Genomic DNA, 19116 nt, shown 5'->3' with positions numbered 1-19116 from the left:
AAGTGTTTCATTTTAGCTTAAAAATGAAATCGTTCATATAGCTGTCATATCTGACAAATTCGATCTATTTCTCATTTACTTCTAATGAATCAATTCAAATCATCTGTGGTGCTCGTTGATAGTTTTTAGATAAGTTTCTTGATGACACAAACCTTGTTGGCATTCATTTACTTTCAGATGACTTATCGAAGTTTTTCGATAGTGGGCGTGAGTTAATCGTCTTTATTTTTCACCGATACTATAAAAGGGAGCCAACTGGCTCCCTTCGTCATTTCGTTTTGTAATAAGAATTTTCGGGTGAAAGAATGGTTTTAGCTTATCCCTTCAAGGAGCAATTTTGTTCCGGATAAGAGTAAGAAGCCGTAACACAGTTGGTAGATAATTTCCTGAGGGACTTTATCCAGTAACCACACCCCCATTTTTACGCCTATTGGTGCCAATGGCATGAGAACCAAAGAAGTCAGTAAGTTGGTGCTATCGAAGGTGCCAAGTAAAGTAAATGGCACCAGTTTAAACAGATTGATGATGGCAAACAGGACGGCCATCGTTGCGATTAATGTGGTTTTTTCGAGCCGTAGCGGGAGTAGGTAAAGACTGGCAGGGCCACCTCCAGCATGAATGGCGGTACTGGAAAAGCCACATAACGTACTCCAGAACCAGGCTGAAAACGTTCCTCCAGGTTTTGGTTGTTTACGCTGGAACCGGTGCATAAAGAAGAACAGTACCGACAACAGTCCAACAATCAGCTTCACGCTAGACTCGGTCATACTTCCTAAATACAACGCTGCCAGAGCTACTCCGAGGGCCGATGCTGGCAACATGCGTTTTATCACCCGAACATCTGCAAAATGGCGGTGGTGTTTAACGGCAAAGAAATCCATAACACATAAGATCGGCAGCAGTATCGCAGCGGCTTGGGTTGGTGAGATGGTCCATGCCATCAGTGGTACTGAAATGACACCTAATGCGCCACCGAGTCCCCCTTTACCTATTCCGTAAATGAGGACTGCGGGTATGGATACGATATAAAACCATGGGTCTGTGATGATCATTTCTTCGCTCCATGTAAAAAGCGCCCAGACGGGCGCTTTGGGGTTGCTAAGAACAGGTACTTAAGCCCAACAGAAAAAGCTCTCATACCTATCTAGCGTTTTTATTGGGAATTAACCACGCTGACGCCAAAGTGCAATCAGGTTGTGGTAGTTCTGCTTGATATTTTCGATCAGCGTTTCATCGTTAATGCTATTCGCCAGCCATTGACGTGATGGCTCACCAAATAGCGTACGACCAACCGCGAACCCTTTAACGATCTCTTTACCCGCAGTTGCATCAAAGCCTTTTTGTAGCTCTTCCTGAGGTGCATCTAGGCCCAGGATGACTACGCCACGGCAGAATGCATCGCGCTCTGTGACTACTGCGCTGACCGTGTCCCAGCTATCGGCTTCAAGAGCTGGCAGTTTCCACCAGTCTGGCTTGATACCCAGGTCGTAGAAACGCTCCAGAGCCTGAATGTAAAGTCTGTCTTCTTTCTTCACGCCAGCCGGCAGGATGACTTCCAGTAGCAACTCATGACCAGATTTACAACATGCCTGGTAGACTTCTTGAACCAGTTCTTCTTGCTCTGTACGGATAACTAGCTCGTCTTCTGGGCTGTAGAACACTAGGCACTTCACCACGTGCTCAAGAGGCCAGTCGATTAATTGTGAACCGATGTTACCGTGCTCTAAGCGCAGTGGACGTGAACCCGGTAACTCGATTGGACGGCCAATCCACCAACCTTGTCCTGTCACTTCATTCAGTACATCTTGGCCGAATGTGCTATCACACAGTAAGCCTGCTTTACCCGCTAAGTTCGCTTCTTGTGCGACTTGTTGGCTTGCTTTAAAGATAAGTTTTTTAAGCGTTTTGATACGTGCCGTGTCTGTACCCGCTTCACGAGCCATGTCTTCAAGTTGGCTTCGGTGGTCAAATGCCATCACACATAACTCATCCCACTGAGGAGCTTTACGTGTCGTAACGCGGTGTAGGTGGTTGAGCTCTACATCCAGGTCAGGACGTTTTACATCAGCAGCGCGAGTGATGTAATTATCAAGCTCTAACTTAGTTGGCATGGCCGGAGCACAGCCGTGACGAGAAACAACCAACGCACCACAAGCGTTAGCGTATGCACATGCTTTTTCCCAACCTTCATCGTTTAGGTAGCCGCGTAGCAAACCAGACATGAATGCATCGCCAGCGCCAAGAACGTTAAGCACGTCAACGCGAACGCCGTGAATTGTCAGACCGTCATCAAGATCGTTTGGCACTTCTTCGCTGTATACAGAGCAGCCCAGAGCACCTCGTTTGCACACTAGCTCAGCATCAGAAACTTTACGTACGGCTTTTAGTGCATCGATAGTGTTATCTGTACCACCACAAATATGGAACTCTTCTTCTGTGCCGACAATAACATCGAACAGGCCGAGTACTTCTTGCAGTTCTTGAGTCACTTTGTCTGAAGCGATGTAACGAGTTTCGCCATCACCCAGTGAAGTCAGCCCCCAAAGTACTGGGCGGTAGTCGATGTCTAGCGCCGTTTTTACACCATTGCGACGAGCGTATTTCAATGCGGTAAGTACGGCTTCGCGCGTTTTTGGATTGGATAGGTGAGTACCAGTGATTGCCAGACAGCGAGCAGACGCGATGTACTCTTCAGTAAAGTCATCTTTGCTGATTGCCATGTCAGCACAGTTTTCGCGGCAGAAGATCAGAGGGAAAGTATCTTCGTCTTTGATGCCCAGAATAACCAGACCTGTCAAACGCTCTTTGTCAGTGATCAAGTGACTAGTATCACAGCCAACACGCTCGAGTTCTTCACGTAGGAAACGGCCCATGTGCTCGTCACCAACGCGTGCAAGCATTGATGATTTCAATCCTTGTACTGCTGTGCCGTAAGCCACATTACCTGATGAGCCACCAAGGTACTTATTAAAAGATCCCATGTCTTCTAAACGAGCGCCGATCTGTTGACCGTAAAGATCAACCGCAATGCGGCCCATACAAATGACATCTAGCTTTTTCTCAATACTCACATTCTTCTCCTCAGAGCTTAAACTCTTACCGTCATCACTAGGATGGTTCCAATGCTAAAGTTTTTGTGTCTGCGTTAAGGCAATGCCCATATGCGTTTCACGTTTCAATAAAACCTTTATACGGAATATTTGTTTCATTTTCAATTTAAAGTGGGATATTTGATTCGTTTTGTGATCAAGTCGGAAAATAAATTTCAAATGTTATTGGAAGTTGAAAAAATGGATTCGTGCAGCTGAAAGATAGGGTTTAAGTGCTGGTGGTTCGTTCTAGCCAAGACGATATTTCGAACTACGACAAATAAAAAAGCCCGTCTCAGGAGTCACGCTGGACGGGCAAACCGCTCGATTAAACTTATTGTTAGTATTTATCCTGAGCTCAGGGTGAGGAAGTGAGTGAGACTTTATTTACCCCGAGCTCTGGACCATTTAGTACTGACGCGCTTTTTTCAATTTCTCTACGTTTTCCTGAGCTTTAGCTTCAATCTCTGGTTTCGCAGCGACTTGAGCCGTACCACAGCGCCACCATGACTCGTAGTCGTTTGTCATGGTTTTCGGTAGCACTTTTATATCAATCAGGGTTGATACAGTTTGCTGTTTAGCATCAGCCAATGCGGCGATGAGCTCTTCTTCAGTATGCACCCGGTAGGCTTTACAACCGTAACTCTCTGCGTTTTTTGCAAAATCAACAGGCACTAATCCACCGCTCATTTTGCCTGTTTTCGGGTCTTTGAAACGGTTTTCGGTGCCGAAGCTGCCCATTTTATGGTTCATCTGCAAGTTATTGATACAGCCAAATGCCGCGTTATCAAACAAGAGTACGTTGATTTTCACGCCTTCCTGAATCGATGTTTGTAGCTCTGAATGAAGCATCATGTAGGAACCGTCACCGACCATGGTATAAACAGGTTGCTCTGGATTCGCAATTTTTGCACCAATCGACGCGGCCACTTCGTAACCCATGCATGAATAGCCATACTCCATGTGGTAAGTGTCCGGACGTTTTGGTCGCCAAACACGTTGCAGATCGCCAGGGAGTGAACCAGCTGCACCGACAATAATGGCATCAGGTTCAAGATGTTCATCTAGCAAGCCTAGTACGCGAGTTTGGGCTAAGTCGGTATTAAGTGCTTCACGGTATTCCGCCAACTCATCATCAAAGTGACCACCGATTTCCGGAACGAAACCTTCGCCTATTTGAACATTGAATAAGCGGTTTAGTTCTTTGTCCCAAGCTTGCTTAGCAGCTTTAATTTCGTCGCTGTAGCCACTCACGTAGCCAAGTTGAGCTAACTTTTCACCGATTGCTTCAAGAGCGATATGGGCGTCAGCGACAACCGAAGTTGCATCTAATTTGCTTGCATCAAACTCAGAGACGTTGAGGGTTAAGAAATCTACATCTGGATTCTGGAATAGTGATTTAGAACATGTGGTGAAATCGGTAAAGCGAGTACCCACACCAATTACTAAGTCTGTATCACGCGCAATTCGGTTAGCAGCAAGACAACCTGTGGTACCTACGCCACCCAAGTTGAGTTCGTGGTCGTGGACAACCGCACTCTTACCCGCTTGAGTTTCACCGAAAGGAATATTGTGTCGCTCAGCAAACTGACGGAATGCATCGTGTGCTTCTGAATAACGTACGCCACCACCACAAATAAGCATCGGCTTCTTCTTGCTCTTAATTAGCGCAACCGCGTCATCAATCATTGGGTTTGTTGCTGGACGACGTTCAATACGGTGTACGCGTTTTTTGAAGAAATACTCTGGGAAGTCGTAAGCTTCACCCTGTACATCTTGTGGTAAACAAATCGTGACTGCGCCAGTGTCGGCAGGATCCGTCAATACACGCATCGCGTTAACCATTGCAGACATCAGTTGCTCTGGTCGAGTAATGCGATCCCAGTAACGTGAAACGGGTTTGAAGCAGTCGTTGGTGCTGATTGATGCATCGTGATACTGCTCAACTTGCTGTAGAACAGGATCTGGCTGGCGAGTCGCGTAAGTATCTCCCGGTAAGAAAAGCACTGGGATGCGGTTCGCTGTTGCTGTCGCTGCTGCTGTTACCATGTTTGCTGCGCCAGGGCCGACAGAAGAGGTGACGGCATAGATCTTTTTGCGCTTGTTTTGTTTCGCGTAACCCATCGCGATATGAGCCATACCTTGTTCGTTACAGCCCTGGTATACCTCGAGTGAGCCTGCGTCTTCTTCTAGTGCTTGTCCCAGACCGACAACATTGCCATGACCAAAGATGGTAAAGATGCCATGAATAAACTTATGTTCTATTCCATCGAACTCAACATACTGTTGATTCATAAACTTAACCAGCGCTTGTGCGGTTGTCATTTTAATCGTGTTCATAACCACTTTACTCCAGATAATTTAGTCGACAGCAGGTGAGACGAAACTTGTGACCTGATGCCTTGCTAGCATATTAAATCTAATGATTTAGATATTATGGAACATTTATTTCATTGCAATGTTTTTCTGAAATGTTGTTAGCTTTTGTGATCCTGATTAGATTGTGGCGTGTTGATTCACTAAAAACAAAATAATGGTGTGATGGATGATACTTTTTGCAAAATTGCGAAATTTTCATTTCATGAGATAAAAGAGAGTGAAAATTTACATTTGCCAACTTCTTGACGTTAGAGCTTGTGAAAAATCGATCTCCTAAGGCATTAATAAAGTCGATTGAAGCCGTTAAAAAGTTACATTAAAAGCGACGACAATAGCGTCATGTATCAAGACATCGGCTTGTAATGAGATAGGTAGCGTATAGGCGTGGTGGACATTAAGAAGCAAGGGATGATGCATATCGATAGGAATGTTCGGTGGAGCTGTGACGTATCAGAGAGACCACTTTGATGGGGAGTATGTAGCCGGAGGCTAACGCCCCCTCAGACGCAGAGGAGGCGCGTTTTAGTGGTTATGCCAACGCAGCTTTGCTGGCTGCTTTTACGTTACGTTTTGCGGGTTTCTTTTCGGCCTCTTTATCGGTCACGCCGTTTTCTGTCTCTGACTCGGTATAAGCGCGTCCGTAGAAAGAGTCTTTGAGAATTGTTCTTAACTCACCAATGAGTGGGTAGCGAGGGTTCGCACCAGTACATTGGTCATCGAACGCTTCAACCGCTAGCTCATCCAGTTTCGCGAAGAAGTCTGCTTCAGCAACACCAGCCGCTTGAATAGACATTGGGATGTCTAGGTTAGCTTTTAGCTCATCCATCCATGCTAGTAGACGTTCAATCTTCTGAGCAGTGCGGTCACCAGCTTGGCTTAGGCCTAGGTGGTCAGCAACTTCAGCGTAACGACGACGTGCTTGTGGACGGTCGTATTGAGAGAACGCAGTTTGCTTAGTTGGGTTATCGTTCGCGTTGTAACGTACAACGTTAGAGATAAGCAGTGCGTTAGCCAAACCGTGTGGAACGTGGAACTCAGCACCTAGTTTGTGCGCCATTGAGTGACATACACCTAGGAATGCGTTCGCAAATGCCACACCAGCGATAGTTGCTGCGTTGTGTACTTTCTCACGAGCGATTGGGTCGTTTGCACCGTTCGCGTAGCTAGATGGTAGGTACTCTTTTAGCATCTTAAGTGCTTGAAGAGCTTGGCCATCTGAGTATTCGTTCGCTAGAACAGATACGTAAGCTTCTAGTGCGTGAGTTACCGCGTCGTAACCACCGAATGCAGTTAGAGACTTAGGCATGTTCATAACAAGGTTCGCATCAACGATAGCCATGTTAGGAGTTAGCTCGTAATCAGCCAGTGGGTATTTAGCGCCAGTCTTGTCGTCAGTAACAACCGCGAATGGAGTAACTTCTGAACCCGTACCTGAAGTTGTTGTGATACAAACAAGCTCAGCTTTTTGACCCATTTTAGGGAACTTGTAGATACGTTTACGGATGTCCATAAAGCGCATTGCTAGTTCTTCGAAGTGCGTTTCTGGGTGCTCGTACATTACCCACATGATTTTCGCTGCATCCATCGGTGAACCACCACCTAGTGCTAGGATCACGTCTGGTTGGTAGCTCGCCATTTGAGCAGCACCTTTCTCTACTACAGATAGCGTTGGGTCAGCTTCAACGTCGAAGAACGTTTGAACTTCCATGCCTTGTGCTTTCAGTAGTTTCACTACGTCATCTGCGTAACCGTTGTTGAATAGGAAACGGTCAGTAACTAGGAATGCGCGTTTCTTACCTTCTAGGTCGCCAAGCGCGATTGGAAGGCTACCGCGACGGAAGTAGATTGACTTAGGTAGTTTATGCCACAACATGTTTTCAGCTCGCTTCGCAACAGTTTTCTTGTTGATTAGGTGTTTAGGACCTACGTTCTCAGAGATAGAGTTACCACCCCATGAACCACAACCTAGCGTTAGAGAAGGAGCAACGTTGAAGTTGTACAAATCACCGATACCACCGTGAGTAGTCGGGATGTTGATTAGGATACGAGCCGTCTTCATCTTGTCACCGAAGTAACGGATACGGTCTGCGTTAACGTCTTGGTTAGTGTACAGACCAGAAGTGTGGCCGATACCGCCGATTTCAACCATTGTTACCGCTTGAGCAACCGCGTCTTCGAAGTTGTCAGCACGGAATAGACCTAGCGTTGGAGACAGTTTCTCGTGAGCGAATGCGTCGTCGTACGATACTTTACCTAGACCTTCACCTACTAGAACTTTCGTGTCTGCAGGCACTTTAACGCCTGCCATTTCAGCGATAGCCGCTGCTGGTTGGCCAACGATTTTCGCGTTTAGTGCGCCGTCGATAAGAAGAACTTTACGAACTTTCTCTGCTTCAGCTTTGCTTAGTACGTAAGCTTTGTGCGTTGCGAAACGCTCTTTCACTTCGTCGTATACTTCGTCAACCACGATTGCAGCCTGCTCAGAAGCACACACTACGCCGTTATCGAATGTTTTAGACATTAGGATAGAAGCCACTGCACGTTTGATGTCAGCCGTTTCGTCGATAACAACAGGAACGTTACCTGCACCTACACCGATTGCTGGCTTACCAGAAGAGTAAGCGGCTTTCACCATGCCTGGACCACCAGTTGCAAGGATAAGTGCGATGTCATCGTGCTTCATAAGAGCGTTTGAAAGCTCAACTGAAGGCTGGTCAATCCAGCCAATGATGTCTTTTGGTGCGCCCGCTGCTACTGCTGCATCCAGAACAAGTTTCGCTGCATCGTTAGTAGAGTTTTTCGCACGTGGGTGTGGCGAGAAGATGATACCGTTACGAGTCTTCAGAGAGATTAGAGATTTGAAGATCGCAGTCGAAGTTGGGTTAGTGGTTGGTACGATACCGCAGATGATGCCTACAGGCTCAGCGATAGTCATCGTACCCAGGTTGTCATCCTCTTCCAGGATGCCACAAGTCTGTTCGTCTTTGTATTTGTTGTAGATAAACTCAGAAGCGAAGTGGTTCTTGATTACTTTATCTTCAACAATACCCATACCAGATTCTTCAACCGCTTGCTGCGCTAGAGGGATACGAGCTTGGTTAGCTGCAAGAGAAGCGGCACGGAAGATTTTGTCTACTTGCTCTTGAGAGTAAGTAGAGAACTCTTCTTGCGCTTTCTTAACGCGAGTGACGAGGGCATCTAGTTCTTTAATATTAGTGACTGGCATAGATTACTCCAATAATTTAAGGTTTCATTTCTAAAAATTATGTTACTAGCCCGAACTTAAACATTCAGACCTCGTTAATTCATTGTTTAATTCAGAAAATTAAATAATTAAAATAAGATAGTTTATATTTGTTTAATTATTTTACCCATACGGAATTTGCCTTGTTTTCACAGAGGTTATGGGGTGATCAATATTCACGGTTTACAGGAAAACGAATGTCCAATTTTACTAAGCTTATGACGCCTTATCCTTTAAATGTGCTGAAGGGTAGGGTTTGCACATTAAATATCATAATAACAATGACTTAAGCTTGTAAAAGTTCAGGCGCGCCTCGTTCTGAGTAGTCTGAGTTTCACACCTGTTTTCCCATTTACTTGTTCAATTCTTTTTCGCTCTAGCTGTTTGGATAAGATGATGTGCAATATTAGGGCACATCATCTTCAGGAATATTATCCTCTATTCTTCCAAAGGTGGATTATTTCTAGGTAATTTGATTTTATTTTGTTTATAAACGCTTGGTCATTAATATTCCCAGACAACCATTCTTTAGATGGTTCACCAAATATAGTTCGGCCAACCATAAAACCTTTAACTAAGTCGTGGCCAGTTGTTTGGTCAAAGCCTTTTTTAAGCTCTTCTACAGGCGCATCCAGACCGAGAATCACAACACCACGACAATATGGATCTTGTTCGATGATTAAGCTGTTCATCGTGTTCCATGAATCGCTTTCAAGCGCTGGTAACTTCCACCAATCTGGCTTAATGCCCAAAGAGTAGAAGCGGCTTACAGCTTCAATGTATAAGCGATCTTCTTTCACTACACCCTCAGGCAGAATGACTTCGAGTAGCAGTTCATGCCCAGACTTAAGACAGGCGTGGTACGCTTCCGCTATTTTATTCTCTTGCAGAGTGCGCATGCTTTCATCGTCTTCCGGGCTGTAGAACACCAGGCATTTCACCACATGCTCTAAAGGCCAGTCGATCAGTTGCGATCCAATGTTGCCGTGTTCGAACTCTAGAGGACGAGAGCCAGGCATTTCGATTGGACGACCGATCCACCAATTGTCACCCGTTACGTCATTAAGCACATCCTGACCGAAGGTGCTATCACAAAGGAGTCCTGACTGACCTTTTAAACCGGCTTCTCTACTTACCTGACGACTCGCTTCGAGAATGAGCTTTTTCAGCGCTGGAATTTTTCCAACATCTGCACCGACTTCTTTCGCCATATCGACCAATTGGCTGCGATGATCGAACGCTAATATACATAATTCGTCCCATGCCCCTGTTTTACGTGTCGTTACTCTGTGCAAGTGGTTAAGCTGAGGATCTAAATCAGGGCGCTTAACATCGTTAGCACGAGTTAAGTAGTTGTCTAACTCGACTTTGGTTGGCATTGCCGGAGCACAGCCGTGACGGGACACAACAAGTGCACCACAAGCGTTGGCATAAGTGCACGCTTTTTCCCATCCTTCACCGTTGAGGTAGCCACGAAGAAGACCAGACATGAATGCGTCACCAGCGCCAAGCACGTTCAACACATCCACACGCACACCGTGTACAGTAATGCCTTCATCCAGAGTTTCTGGGATTGAATCCGTGTAGACAGAACAACCAAGATCACCGCGTTTACAAACCAATTCTGCGCCAGAAACCTTACGTACGGCTTTGAGTGCTTCAACGGTATCTGTTGAGCCGCCACAAATGTGGAACTCTTCTTCTGTTCCGACAATTACATCGAATAACCCCAAAACGTCTTGCAGTTCTTCGGTCACTTTATCTGATGCGATAAAACGGGTTTCACCGTCACCCAGTGAAGTTAGGCCCCACAGTACCGGACGGTAGTCAATATCAAGCGCAGTTTTAACTCCGTTACGGCGGGCATATTCAAGTGCAGTTAAAACAGCGTCGCGCGTTTTTGGGTTTGATAAGTGCGTACCAGTGATAGCGAGACAGCGCGCTGATGCAATATACTCTTCTGTAAAGTCCTCTTTGCTGATTGCCATGTCAGCGCAGTTTTCACGGTAAAAGATCAGTGGAAAGGTATCTTCGTCTTTGATGCCTAAAATGACTAGGCCAGTAAGACGTTCTTTATCGGTAATAAGGTGGCTGGTGTCGCAACCTACTTTTTCCAGTTCTTCACGTAAGAAACGTCCCATATGTTCATCGCCAACGCGGGCAAGCATTGAAGATTTAAGGCCTTGAACGGCAGTTCCATAAGCAACGTTACCGGAAGACCCACCGAGATACTTGGCGAACGTGCCCATATCTTCTAAGCGAGAGCCGACTTGTTGGCCGTAAAGGTCAACAGCGATTCGTCCCATACAAATCAGGTCTAATTTCTTTTCAGTTTTCACTTTGAGCCTCTCACGGTATCGCGTTAACAAGCGAACTGCTTTAAATTTGTGGAATTTTTATTTCATTACTAATTTTAAGTGAAATTAAACTCCTATTGTGTGATGGGTGTTGAATTCACAAATTATATGATGAAATTTTTATTCCATATCGTACAAATTAGGTTGGAGTAGAGATTGGTTCACTACTTTCTGCCAGCTAGGGAAGGGGACCAAATGAGTGCTCGAAACCCTCTTACGCAAAAATGGAGCAACTCGTATGAGCTACTCCATTCGATGTAATTTCATTCAGCTTGTTTCTTGGGCTTCAAAGATAGATTAGCACCTAAACAAGAATAGCGATTACTGGCTGATTGTTGCTTTCAAAGCGTCGATAGAGGTTTCAACACCAGCATCCACTGTCATGGTCAGGTCTTCCATCTCTAGTGATACATCACCGTTGTAGCCCATCATATGACACACAGAGAAAAACTCTTTCCACCACTGAAGATCTTGACCACAACCTACTGCAACGTAGTTCCAGGTACGGTCTGCACTGTCTTCAACTGGGCGTGGCTCTAACAGGCCATCAATGTCAGCTAGACCACGTTCGATACGAGCATCTTTGCCGTGCACGTGGTAGATACAGCCTTTTAGAGCGCGAGCTGCGGCAATCGGGTCAGCACCAAGAATGATCATGTGAGATGGGTCAAGGTTGATACCGATCATTGGGTCAACCGCGTTACGCAGTTTAAGCAGCGTTGACGCACTCCAAACCATAGTGCCAGGAAACTCTTCGATCGCGATTTGTTCTACGCCGCACTTCTTGCAGTGATCGACATATTCAGACCAAAACTTGATAGTGACTTCCCATTGGTACTCGTAAGCTGGTGCCATGAAATCAGGCCAAGATACTGTCGATGTGATCCAGTTTGGTGTTCTGTCTTCAGGAGAACCAGCAGGCAAACCAGCCATAGCAACAATTTTTTTCACGCCAAGTTTGCCAGCTAATGTTGCACACTCGTACATGCTCTTCGCGTATTGCTCGCCCGTTTCTGATGGCCAAAGCGGGTTACAAGATGTATTCAAAGCAGAAATACGCATACCACGTTTTTCTAGCTCAGCTTGGAACTCCTGAAGTTTGGTTTCATCGCCCAGAAGCTCTTGAGTGTTCACATGCTTACGCGCACCCCAGCCACCGGCTGTCATTTCTACAGCGTCAATACCCATTGACTTTACTTTATCTAACATGTCTGTGAATGAAAGATCTGCGTATACATCAGTACAAATTGCTAGTTGCATAGTATTAACCTCGATATTCTAAATTGTTTACTTTTGATTCAAAAACTGGATAAATCTCTTAGCACCTTTTTGCAACCGGGTGCAAAGTTGGTTAGTTTCGCATTTGTTGACCAAAAAGATTGATCAACGGTGCGATTAATGACACTTTGTATTATTTCGTGATTTTATATAGTCACAGAGTCATGATTATTTTAAAATCAATTTAAATCCTATAAAAATAAACTGTCAATATAATTGTTGAGCCAATGAAAGAAAATAAAGACAAAGTCACAAAAAATATCACTGCTCGTGATGTGGCAAAACTTGCAGGTGTATCAAAATGGACTGTTTCCCGAGCATTTACTCAGGGTTCTTCAATTTCTGAGTCTAGTTTAAATAAAGTGCTAAAAGCCGCTGAAGAACTTGGCTATAAGCCTAACTTACTTGCAAGAAGCCTAGCAAAAAATAAAACTAACATGGTCGCTATACTTATTTCAGAGTTAGGATCTCCAGTTGTATTGACTGTTTTTGATGAACTTACATCAAAACTACAAAATAAAGGGTTAATTCCAATAGTTCTCAATATTCATTCTAAAATAGACTATAAGAATGCCCTTACGTTAGCTGGTCAGTTGCAAGTCGACGGCATCATATTTCTTGGCACCGACTTACCTCAAGAAATCGTTGAAAAAAACATTGAGCATATTCCTCTCATTTCTCTGTATCGTCATTGTGATACGCCAAACGTTCACTCTGTCAGTACTGATGGCATAACGGCGGGTCAGCAAGTTGCCAATCTTTTCATCCAATTAGGTTATAAAAGAATGGCTTACATGTCAGGCCCAGAACAAAAATCAACAGGGCTGCTACGCTTTCAAGGTTTTAACAGTCGACTTTCTGAGTGTGATATAACACTCGAGCACAGATTTAATATCAAACACTATGCCAGAGATCTCGCATTTAATTGCCTTTCTGACTACATAAAAACAACCGATGTTAATCAGAGAGTTGACGCTATTTTTTGTGAAAATGATATTTTAGCCATAGGTGCTTTGGATGCATTACATCATCACAAAATTGATAACACTATTGCTATTGTAGGATTTGACGATATAGATCTAGCGTCATCTCCTAAATATAGACTCACAACATTCAGGCAGGAGCTCATCCCTTTGGTTAGTAAATCTGTTGAACTACTTAATTCTGATATTAATAGTAATAACAAAATACTTATGCCTGGAACGTTAATTACACGTCAATCACATTTAATAAATCGACAATAATAATGTTTTAATGGTACGGGACAGATAATATTGCCCCGTACCTGGATAATAGTTAGAACTATTATATTATCGAAGTAAGAATTCTCTTTCTAAACGCTCTCTTGCCGCTGGTGCTTGCACGTCCATCTTTTCTGGGAATCCAAAATAAGAAACACAAGCAATTGAATCACCACCAACTGCGAATTTCTTGTTCGCAAAATCCATATCTCTTAGTGTTGAGAACATAGTATCGAAATCTACATCGCCTTCACCCATCGCTAAGTGCTGGTGGATAGCTACATCACTGCGACCTTGATTGTTCAACCAAGGTGGGTTAGCGATATAACGACAATCCAATGTTTGGTTGAAGGTATCCGCAAACAATACATGAGAAAGATCGTCACCTGCATACTCTAACATTGAGCGAACGTCACCTTTGCCTTGATCATAGAAGAAACCGTGAGGCGCAGAGTATACGTACTTTAGATTGTCCGAACGGTAGGACTTAACCAGGTCACACGTTTCATTATTCAGTTCACAGAAATCCCATGGATGCGATTGCACTTCGACACGAATGCCTTCTCTTTCGAATAGAGGTAGTAATTCATCCATAGAGCGGAACCACATTCCGTTACAGATTTCTTGTTGGTTTGGATCGCCCGAAAGTTCTGTGTTGATTACTTCTACACCCATGTTAACGGCGATTTCTACGATTTTTTTCCAGTTTGCTACTGCATGTTTACGTTGTTCTTCAGTTGGGCCTGACCAACGATAAACAACTATAAAAGAAGAGAGTTCAACGCCAGCCTGACGTAGGGCAGTTTTGTATTCTCTTTCACACTCACGAGAAAATAGCGGGTGCTTGTAGAACGGGTTGATACGTGGATGAGGCGATTGCTCGATATACTTGTAACCCCAGTCAGCAACTTTGTGCACCATATCCGGGATACTCATTTGTTTTGCTAGTACATCAACGTCGAATGCGATTTTCATAAAAACCTCCAAATAAAGTGTATATCAATCAACCTATTATTGATTTCACGTGTAATTATTAAGTCGTTATTAGTTAGTCTGGCAATTTGTCTCTCATCGATACATTCCTAAGTATGAGCGACAAATTGCCAGTGGGTTTATTGGACCTATTAAGCAGGTACGTCTACTTTTTTGGTCTGTTGGCCGTTCCAGTTAGTCATAACATGCTCTTCCATTCTCTCTAGTGCTACACCATTGGTTTCTGGTAGGTAGCGATTTACGAAGAAATAAGAAACAATCATGAAGAACGCAAATACCCACATAGGGAATGCGCCACGGAACATTTCATTGAGAAGCGGGCTGTCATTCATTACCGGGAAGATTAGACCGATCAGGAAGTTAGTTACCCAAAGGCCACCGATAGCAAATGACATACCTAAACCACGGTAGCGGTTAGGGAAGATTTCAGATACGACAATCCATGCACCTAAGCTCCATGAGAACGCAAAGCAAATCATGAATACCATCATGCCAAACAGTGTCCAGTAACCCATTTGGATAGCGGCTTCACCTTGCAAACCTGCAGATTGGTAAATGAAGTAAGACGTCAACAGAAGGCCGAACGTGGCACCCAATGAACCAATTTTTAGCAGTGGTTTGCGACCAACTTTGTCCATGAGCAGAGAACCGATTAAGGTACCCACTAGCTGAATCACACCGACCCAAATCGTCAAGAAGAGCGCGACCTGGCTGTTACCTGTTACTTTTTCAAGTACAACTGGTGCGAAGTACATCATTACGTTTACACCACTTGCTTGTTGGAAGATTACAATCATGGTTGCGATGAAAACGAAAACCCAAAAGCGGCGTTGTTTGTGAACTTGAAGCTTTTCAACTTGCGCTTTGTTTTCTGCTTCTTCGTGGATAGAGTTATGAATCGCGTTAATAACCGTAGGCGCATAAGCAGGGTTGAAGATTTTACCAGTGACTTCAAGCGCTTCTTTTTCGCGTCCTACCAGCACCAACCAACGAGGCGACTCAGGGATGAAGAATGATGCAAGAACAAACAACGCACATGGGATAGCTTCAGAACCAATCATGATACGCCAGCCTACATCAACCAGCCATTCGTGAGTCATACCTTGAGCAATTAAGAAGTTAACAACGAAGATAACCACTTGACCGAATACGATGGCAAAGTTTTGCGAACTTAACGCACGACCACGGATTTTCTTCGGCGAGACTTCTGACATGTACATCGGTGATACCGAAGAGGCAATACCAACCGCTAATCCGCCAATCATGCGATAAACGATAAACCAGAAGAACGTGTCAACAAGGGCTGCACCAATCGCTGAAATAGTAAATAAAATGGCGGATAAAATGAGGGCCTTTTTACGGCCGTATTTATCAGCGACCTTACCGGATAAGAACGCACCGATAATACAACCAATGGCAACGTTTGATACAGCCCAACCGACGCCGATAGAACTTAGTTCAAAGTAGGTCGCAATTGGGGTAATTGCTCCTGAGATTACTGCGGTGTCATAACCTAGTAGCAGGCCACCAAGCGCTGCAACAGCACAGATGACGAGGATATAACGTAAATTATAACTTGTATCTACAGTTTGATTATTAGTGGACATGAATCCTCCTAAATGAATTTTATTTTTCTGTGTAGGGCAACAGAACTGCTTTGTTGCAACCGGGTGCAAATCCCTGCACCCGTATACACTGTAGGTATTACTCGATATAAATTGTTTAGATTTTGAATTTGTAACCTAATGATTTATAAATCATTGATTAGTTGTAGAATTCAGGTTTTTCTGGAAGTTCGATTTTCTCAATGCCACCAGAGTATTTTGCTTTCACACAAGCATCGATCGTTACTGATACGCAGTAGCCGTCCCATGACGTTGGGCCTGTTAATTGGCCAGCACGAGAGCCATCAATCCACTCTTGGAATTCAACGTCGAAGGCGTCAAAGAAGCGGTCTTTCCAATCTACAAAAATTTCTTGTTGTAGTGTCGCGTTGGTACGAATCACAGTTGTCGCAGGATCAGGAAGGGCAGCAACACCTTTCTCACCGGTAATCTGACATTGAATATCGTAGCCATACTGACAGAATACGAAGCTCTGAACCGAGATATGAACACCAGATTTAGTACTTAGAATCATGATGTGTGGATCTTGTAACTCTGGCTCAGAAGAGATTTGAGTTTTACGAGGAAGAATAACCTGTGCTGTCGCGTAGTCTTCATCCAATAGCCAGCGAAGAACGTCTGCTTCATGAACGAATGAGTCAGTAATCGCCATGTCACCACTAAACCCTGGTGCTTCTGGTGCATGGTGCCAGGCATTTAGCGTTAATGGCTCACCAATGATCTTTTGATCAAGTACGGATTTGAGCTGGCGGTATGATTTGTCGTAACGACGCATGAAGCCAACCTGAACAAGGCGCTTACCGCAAGCCATTTCAGCATCAATGATACGGCGACAGCCTTCTTCCGTTACTGCTAATGGCTTTTCACACATTACGTATTTACCAGCTTCGATTGCTGCTAGTACGAACTCTTCGTGCGTTGGGCCCCAAGATGCGACAACGATTGCATCGACCATATCGGAATTGATTAGGTCAACACCATTATCAAAAACTTCCGCTTCAATATTTTCTTGAGTCAGCCATGAGCGTACTTGGTCATTATTCACGTCAAATACCGCGGTCACATGAGCACCAGTGAGATAGTTCACACGTTTGATGTGCTCTTTACCGATAGCACCAACACCAATTACACCTACTTTTAGATCAGTAATGTTTAAAGACATGATATTCATCCTTAATTATGTTTTTGTGCGGATAGTGATTTTTTTGTTTCACCATTCAGACTTTGATTATTGAATTAGTAAGTAACTTACTCATTTACCGATAATCTGGAGGCTAATATAGCATTCGCGTTGCCAAGCAAATGTGAAGTAGAACTTAAAATGGAATATTTATTTTGTTTTTTATTTAAAGTGAATGTTCTATTTCATAAAATCTCTGGCTTAAAAGTGGAGCGTATCGCTAGATATAACGGTGTCTGCCGCACTTAAACAGAGTAATGGGGTAAGGGTATTCTCTTCAATAAACCGCTTGTTCAAAATGTGATCTTAAGCTGAAAGGAGGGTAAGAAAATTCTGATTGTGTGGCCTCGCAAATAGTCACTCAGTTGCGCAATAAGGCTTGTTTTCTGGACATGACGGGTTTTCACAGTGAATTGATAGCAGCGAGAATATTGTTATTGATTCTAAATACGGCGTATATGGGACGCTATTTATCTATACCTACCCATGGTTGGCCTACATTATACAGGTACGATGGATCGGACGACGACCAGAAGCTAAGTGTTATCAGTCACCTGGTTGCCTTCAAGTTATCTTTCGATGTGAAAATTTCATTTCATAAAATGTGTTAATAGAGGCTGGGCATCATTTTGTGATCTATGTTCAGTTGTGAAGGGAAAAATCTTAAAGAAGACTCTACATAAGGGTATTAGCCGATCTTTATCATTGTTTTTGAAATCTTCATTTCATATTATGGGTTAAATTGAAATGTAAAGCCCATTTGGGAAGTGCACATTAATACGCATAAGGAACAGTTGAATGTCTAATCTACTATCGAAATATCAAGCGTCTCAATCTGACGGTTGTACTCAAAACATTACCCCAGAAAATGCTGATTGGGGATATGTTGGATTTAAAGCTTATGAGTTAAAAGCAGGTGAAAGCCTTTCTCTGCCAGCTTCAGAAGTAGAGACTTGCCTGGTATTGGTTGCTGGTAAGGCAACTGTGGTGACGGACTCGGCAACATACGAGAACATTGGTGATCGCATGTGTCCATTTGAGCGCAAAAAACCTTATGCAGTTTATGTGACACCAAGTGATAACTGTGAAGTGAAGGCAATGACAGATATTGAACTGGCAGTATGTACCTCTCCAAGTAAAGGCACTTATCCTACTCGTTTGATTGCACCAGAAAATATCGATGCTGAAGCGAGAGGCGTTGGTAACAACAAACGCTATGTTCACAACATTCTTCCTGACTATGCCGAAGCCGACACATTGCTGGTTGTGGAAGTTTACACTGATGAAGGCTGCACAAGTTCCTTCCCGAGCCACAAACACGACACGGCAAATGAGCCTAATGAGACGTACTTGGAAGAAACGTATTACCACCGACTAAACCCAGAGCAAGGCTTCGTTCTACAACGTGTTTATACCGATGACCGCTCATTAGACGAGTGTATGGCTGCTTATAACAAAGATGTTGTGAAGGCTCCGAAAGGGTATCACCCTGTTGCGACGATTGCGGGATACGATAGCTATTACCTCAATGTTATGGCCGGCCCTTCACGTAAGTGGTTATTTACTTGGGAAGAAGACCATAACTGGGTTAATGGCCCAGAGTATGCGGCAAAACATGATTAATCTGCGATAGAGCAGGGCGATTTTGTCTCGGCTCCAACTGAATCACGCAGAATAAGTTCGCTCCAGAAGCCATGATTTTCATGGCTTCTTTGCTCTTATCAATAATG

Annotated in this window: 11 protein-coding genes; 2 read left to right on the top strand and 9 right to left on the bottom strand. The window is 44.0% G+C overall.

The window, feature by feature from the left end:
• Positions 1 to 311: 311 nt before the first annotated feature.
• The 6 genes from DBX26_RS08550 to DBX26_RS08525 all read right to left on the bottom strand — a co-directional run bounded on the left by DBX26_RS08550 (position 312) and on the right by DBX26_RS08525 (position 12329).
• Positions 312 to 1052 (bottom strand): sulfite exporter TauE/SafE family protein, encoded by a 741-nt coding sequence (locus tag DBX26_RS08550; RefSeq protein WP_118118750.1) that lies wholly within the window; start codon positions 1050 to 1052, stop codon positions 312 to 314.
• 111 nt (positions 1053 to 1163) lie between these two features.
• Positions 1164 to 3071 (bottom strand): 5-dehydro-2-deoxygluconokinase, encoded by a 1908-nt coding sequence (gene iolC, locus DBX26_RS08545; protein ID WP_118118748.1) that lies wholly within the window; start codon positions 3069 to 3071, stop codon positions 1164 to 1166.
• Positions 3072 to 3497: 426 nt separating this feature from the next.
• Positions 3498 to 5429, bottom strand: a complete 1932-nt coding sequence (gene iolD / locus DBX26_RS08540) for a 3D-(3,5/4)-trihydroxycyclohexane-1,2-dione acylhydrolase (decyclizing) (RefSeq protein ID WP_118118746.1) — start codon at positions 5427 to 5429, stop codon at positions 3498 to 3500.
• A gap of 568 nt (positions 5430 to 5997) precedes the next feature.
• On the bottom strand, positions 5998 to 8694 hold the full coding sequence (gene adhE / locus DBX26_RS08535; RefSeq protein WP_118118744.1) for a bifunctional acetaldehyde-CoA/alcohol dehydrogenase: 2697 nt from the start codon (positions 8692 to 8694) through the stop codon (positions 5998 to 6000).
• Between the two features lie 449 nt (positions 8695 to 9143).
• Entirely contained in the window at positions 9144 to 11051 is a 1908-nt protein-coding gene (gene iolC / locus DBX26_RS08530) for a 5-dehydro-2-deoxygluconokinase (RefSeq protein ID WP_118118742.1), read from the bottom strand.
• Positions 11052 to 11390: 339 nt separating this feature from the next.
• Positions 11391 to 12329, bottom strand: coding sequence for a sugar phosphate isomerase/epimerase (locus tag DBX26_RS08525; protein WP_118118740.1), 939 nt, complete (start codon positions 12327 to 12329; stop codon positions 11391 to 11393).
• A 245-nt stretch (positions 12330 to 12574) separates the two neighbouring features.
• On the opposite strand from DBX26_RS08525, the gene DBX26_RS08520 reads away from it, so the two are divergent.
• The gene (locus DBX26_RS08520; protein WP_118118738.1) at positions 12575 to 13591 is read left to right on the top strand and encodes a LacI family DNA-binding transcriptional regulator; all 1017 of its coding nucleotides are present in this window, start codon (positions 12575 to 12577) and stop codon (positions 13589 to 13591) included.
• Between the two features lie 66 nt (positions 13592 to 13657).
• Here DBX26_RS08520 and DBX26_RS08515 read toward each other — a convergent pair whose 3' ends face one another.
• From DBX26_RS08515 to DBX26_RS08505, 3 genes are all read right to left on the bottom strand, one after another.
• The gene (locus tag DBX26_RS08515; RefSeq protein WP_020336446.1) at positions 13658 to 14563 is read right to left on the bottom strand and encodes a sugar phosphate isomerase/epimerase; all 906 of its coding nucleotides are present in this window, start codon (positions 14561 to 14563) and stop codon (positions 13658 to 13660) included.
• A 149-nt stretch (positions 14564 to 14712) separates the two neighbouring features.
• The gene (locus DBX26_RS08510) at positions 14713 to 16188 is read right to left on the bottom strand and encodes a sugar porter family MFS transporter (RefSeq protein ID WP_020336445.1); all 1476 of its coding nucleotides are present in this window, start codon (positions 16186 to 16188) and stop codon (positions 14713 to 14715) included.
• Positions 16189 to 16345: 157 nt separating this feature from the next.
• Positions 16346 to 17368 (bottom strand): Gfo/Idh/MocA family protein, encoded by a 1023-nt coding sequence (locus tag DBX26_RS08505; protein ID WP_118118735.1) that lies wholly within the window; start codon positions 17366 to 17368, stop codon positions 16346 to 16348.
• A gap of 816 nt (positions 17369 to 18184) precedes the next feature.
• Between DBX26_RS08505 and iolB the strand changes: the two genes are divergently transcribed.
• Complete coding sequence (gene iolB / locus DBX26_RS08500) at positions 18185 to 19009, top strand: 5-deoxy-glucuronate isomerase (protein ID WP_118118733.1); 825 nt, start codon at positions 18185 to 18187, stop codon at positions 19007 to 19009.
• The last annotated feature ends 107 nt before the right edge of the window (positions 19010 to 19116 follow it).

The organism is Vibrio sp. dhg (genome assembly GCF_003443775.1).
Classification (GTDB): domain Bacteria; phylum Pseudomonadota; class Gammaproteobacteria; order Enterobacterales; family Vibrionaceae; genus Vibrio; species Vibrio natriegens.
This window is presented reverse-complemented; position numbering and strand designations above follow the sequence as displayed.

Coding starts and splice junctions, on each gene's coding strand:
- DBX26_RS08550 (WP_118118750.1), bottom strand. CDS start 1,052: ATGATCATCACAGACCCATGGTTTTATATCGTATCCATACCCGCAGTC.
- iolD (WP_118118746.1), bottom strand. CDS start 5,429: ATGAACACGATTAAAATGACAACCGCACAAGCGCTGGTTAAGTTTATG.
- adhE (WP_118118744.1), bottom strand. CDS start 8,694: ATGCCAGTCACTAATATTAAAGAACTAGATGCCCTCGTCACTCGCGTT.
- DBX26_RS08525 (WP_118118740.1), bottom strand. CDS start 12,329: ATGCAACTAGCAATTTGTACTGATGTATACGCAGATCTTTCATTCACA.
- DBX26_RS08520 (WP_118118738.1), top strand. CDS start 12,575: ATGAAAGAAAATAAAGACAAAGTCACAAAAAATATCACTGCTCGTGAT.
- DBX26_RS08515 (WP_020336446.1), bottom strand. CDS start 14,563: ATGAAAATCGCATTCGACGTTGATGTACTAGCAAAACAAATGAGTATC.
- DBX26_RS08510 (WP_020336445.1), bottom strand. CDS start 16,188: ATGTCCACTAATAATCAAACTGTAGATACAAGTTATAATTTACGTTAT.
- DBX26_RS08505 (WP_118118735.1), bottom strand. CDS start 17,368: ATGTCTTTAAACATTACTGATCTAAAAGTAGGTGTAATTGGTGTTGGT.
- iolB (WP_118118733.1), top strand. CDS start 18,185: ATGTCTAATCTACTATCGAAATATCAAGCGTCTCAATCTGACGGTTGT.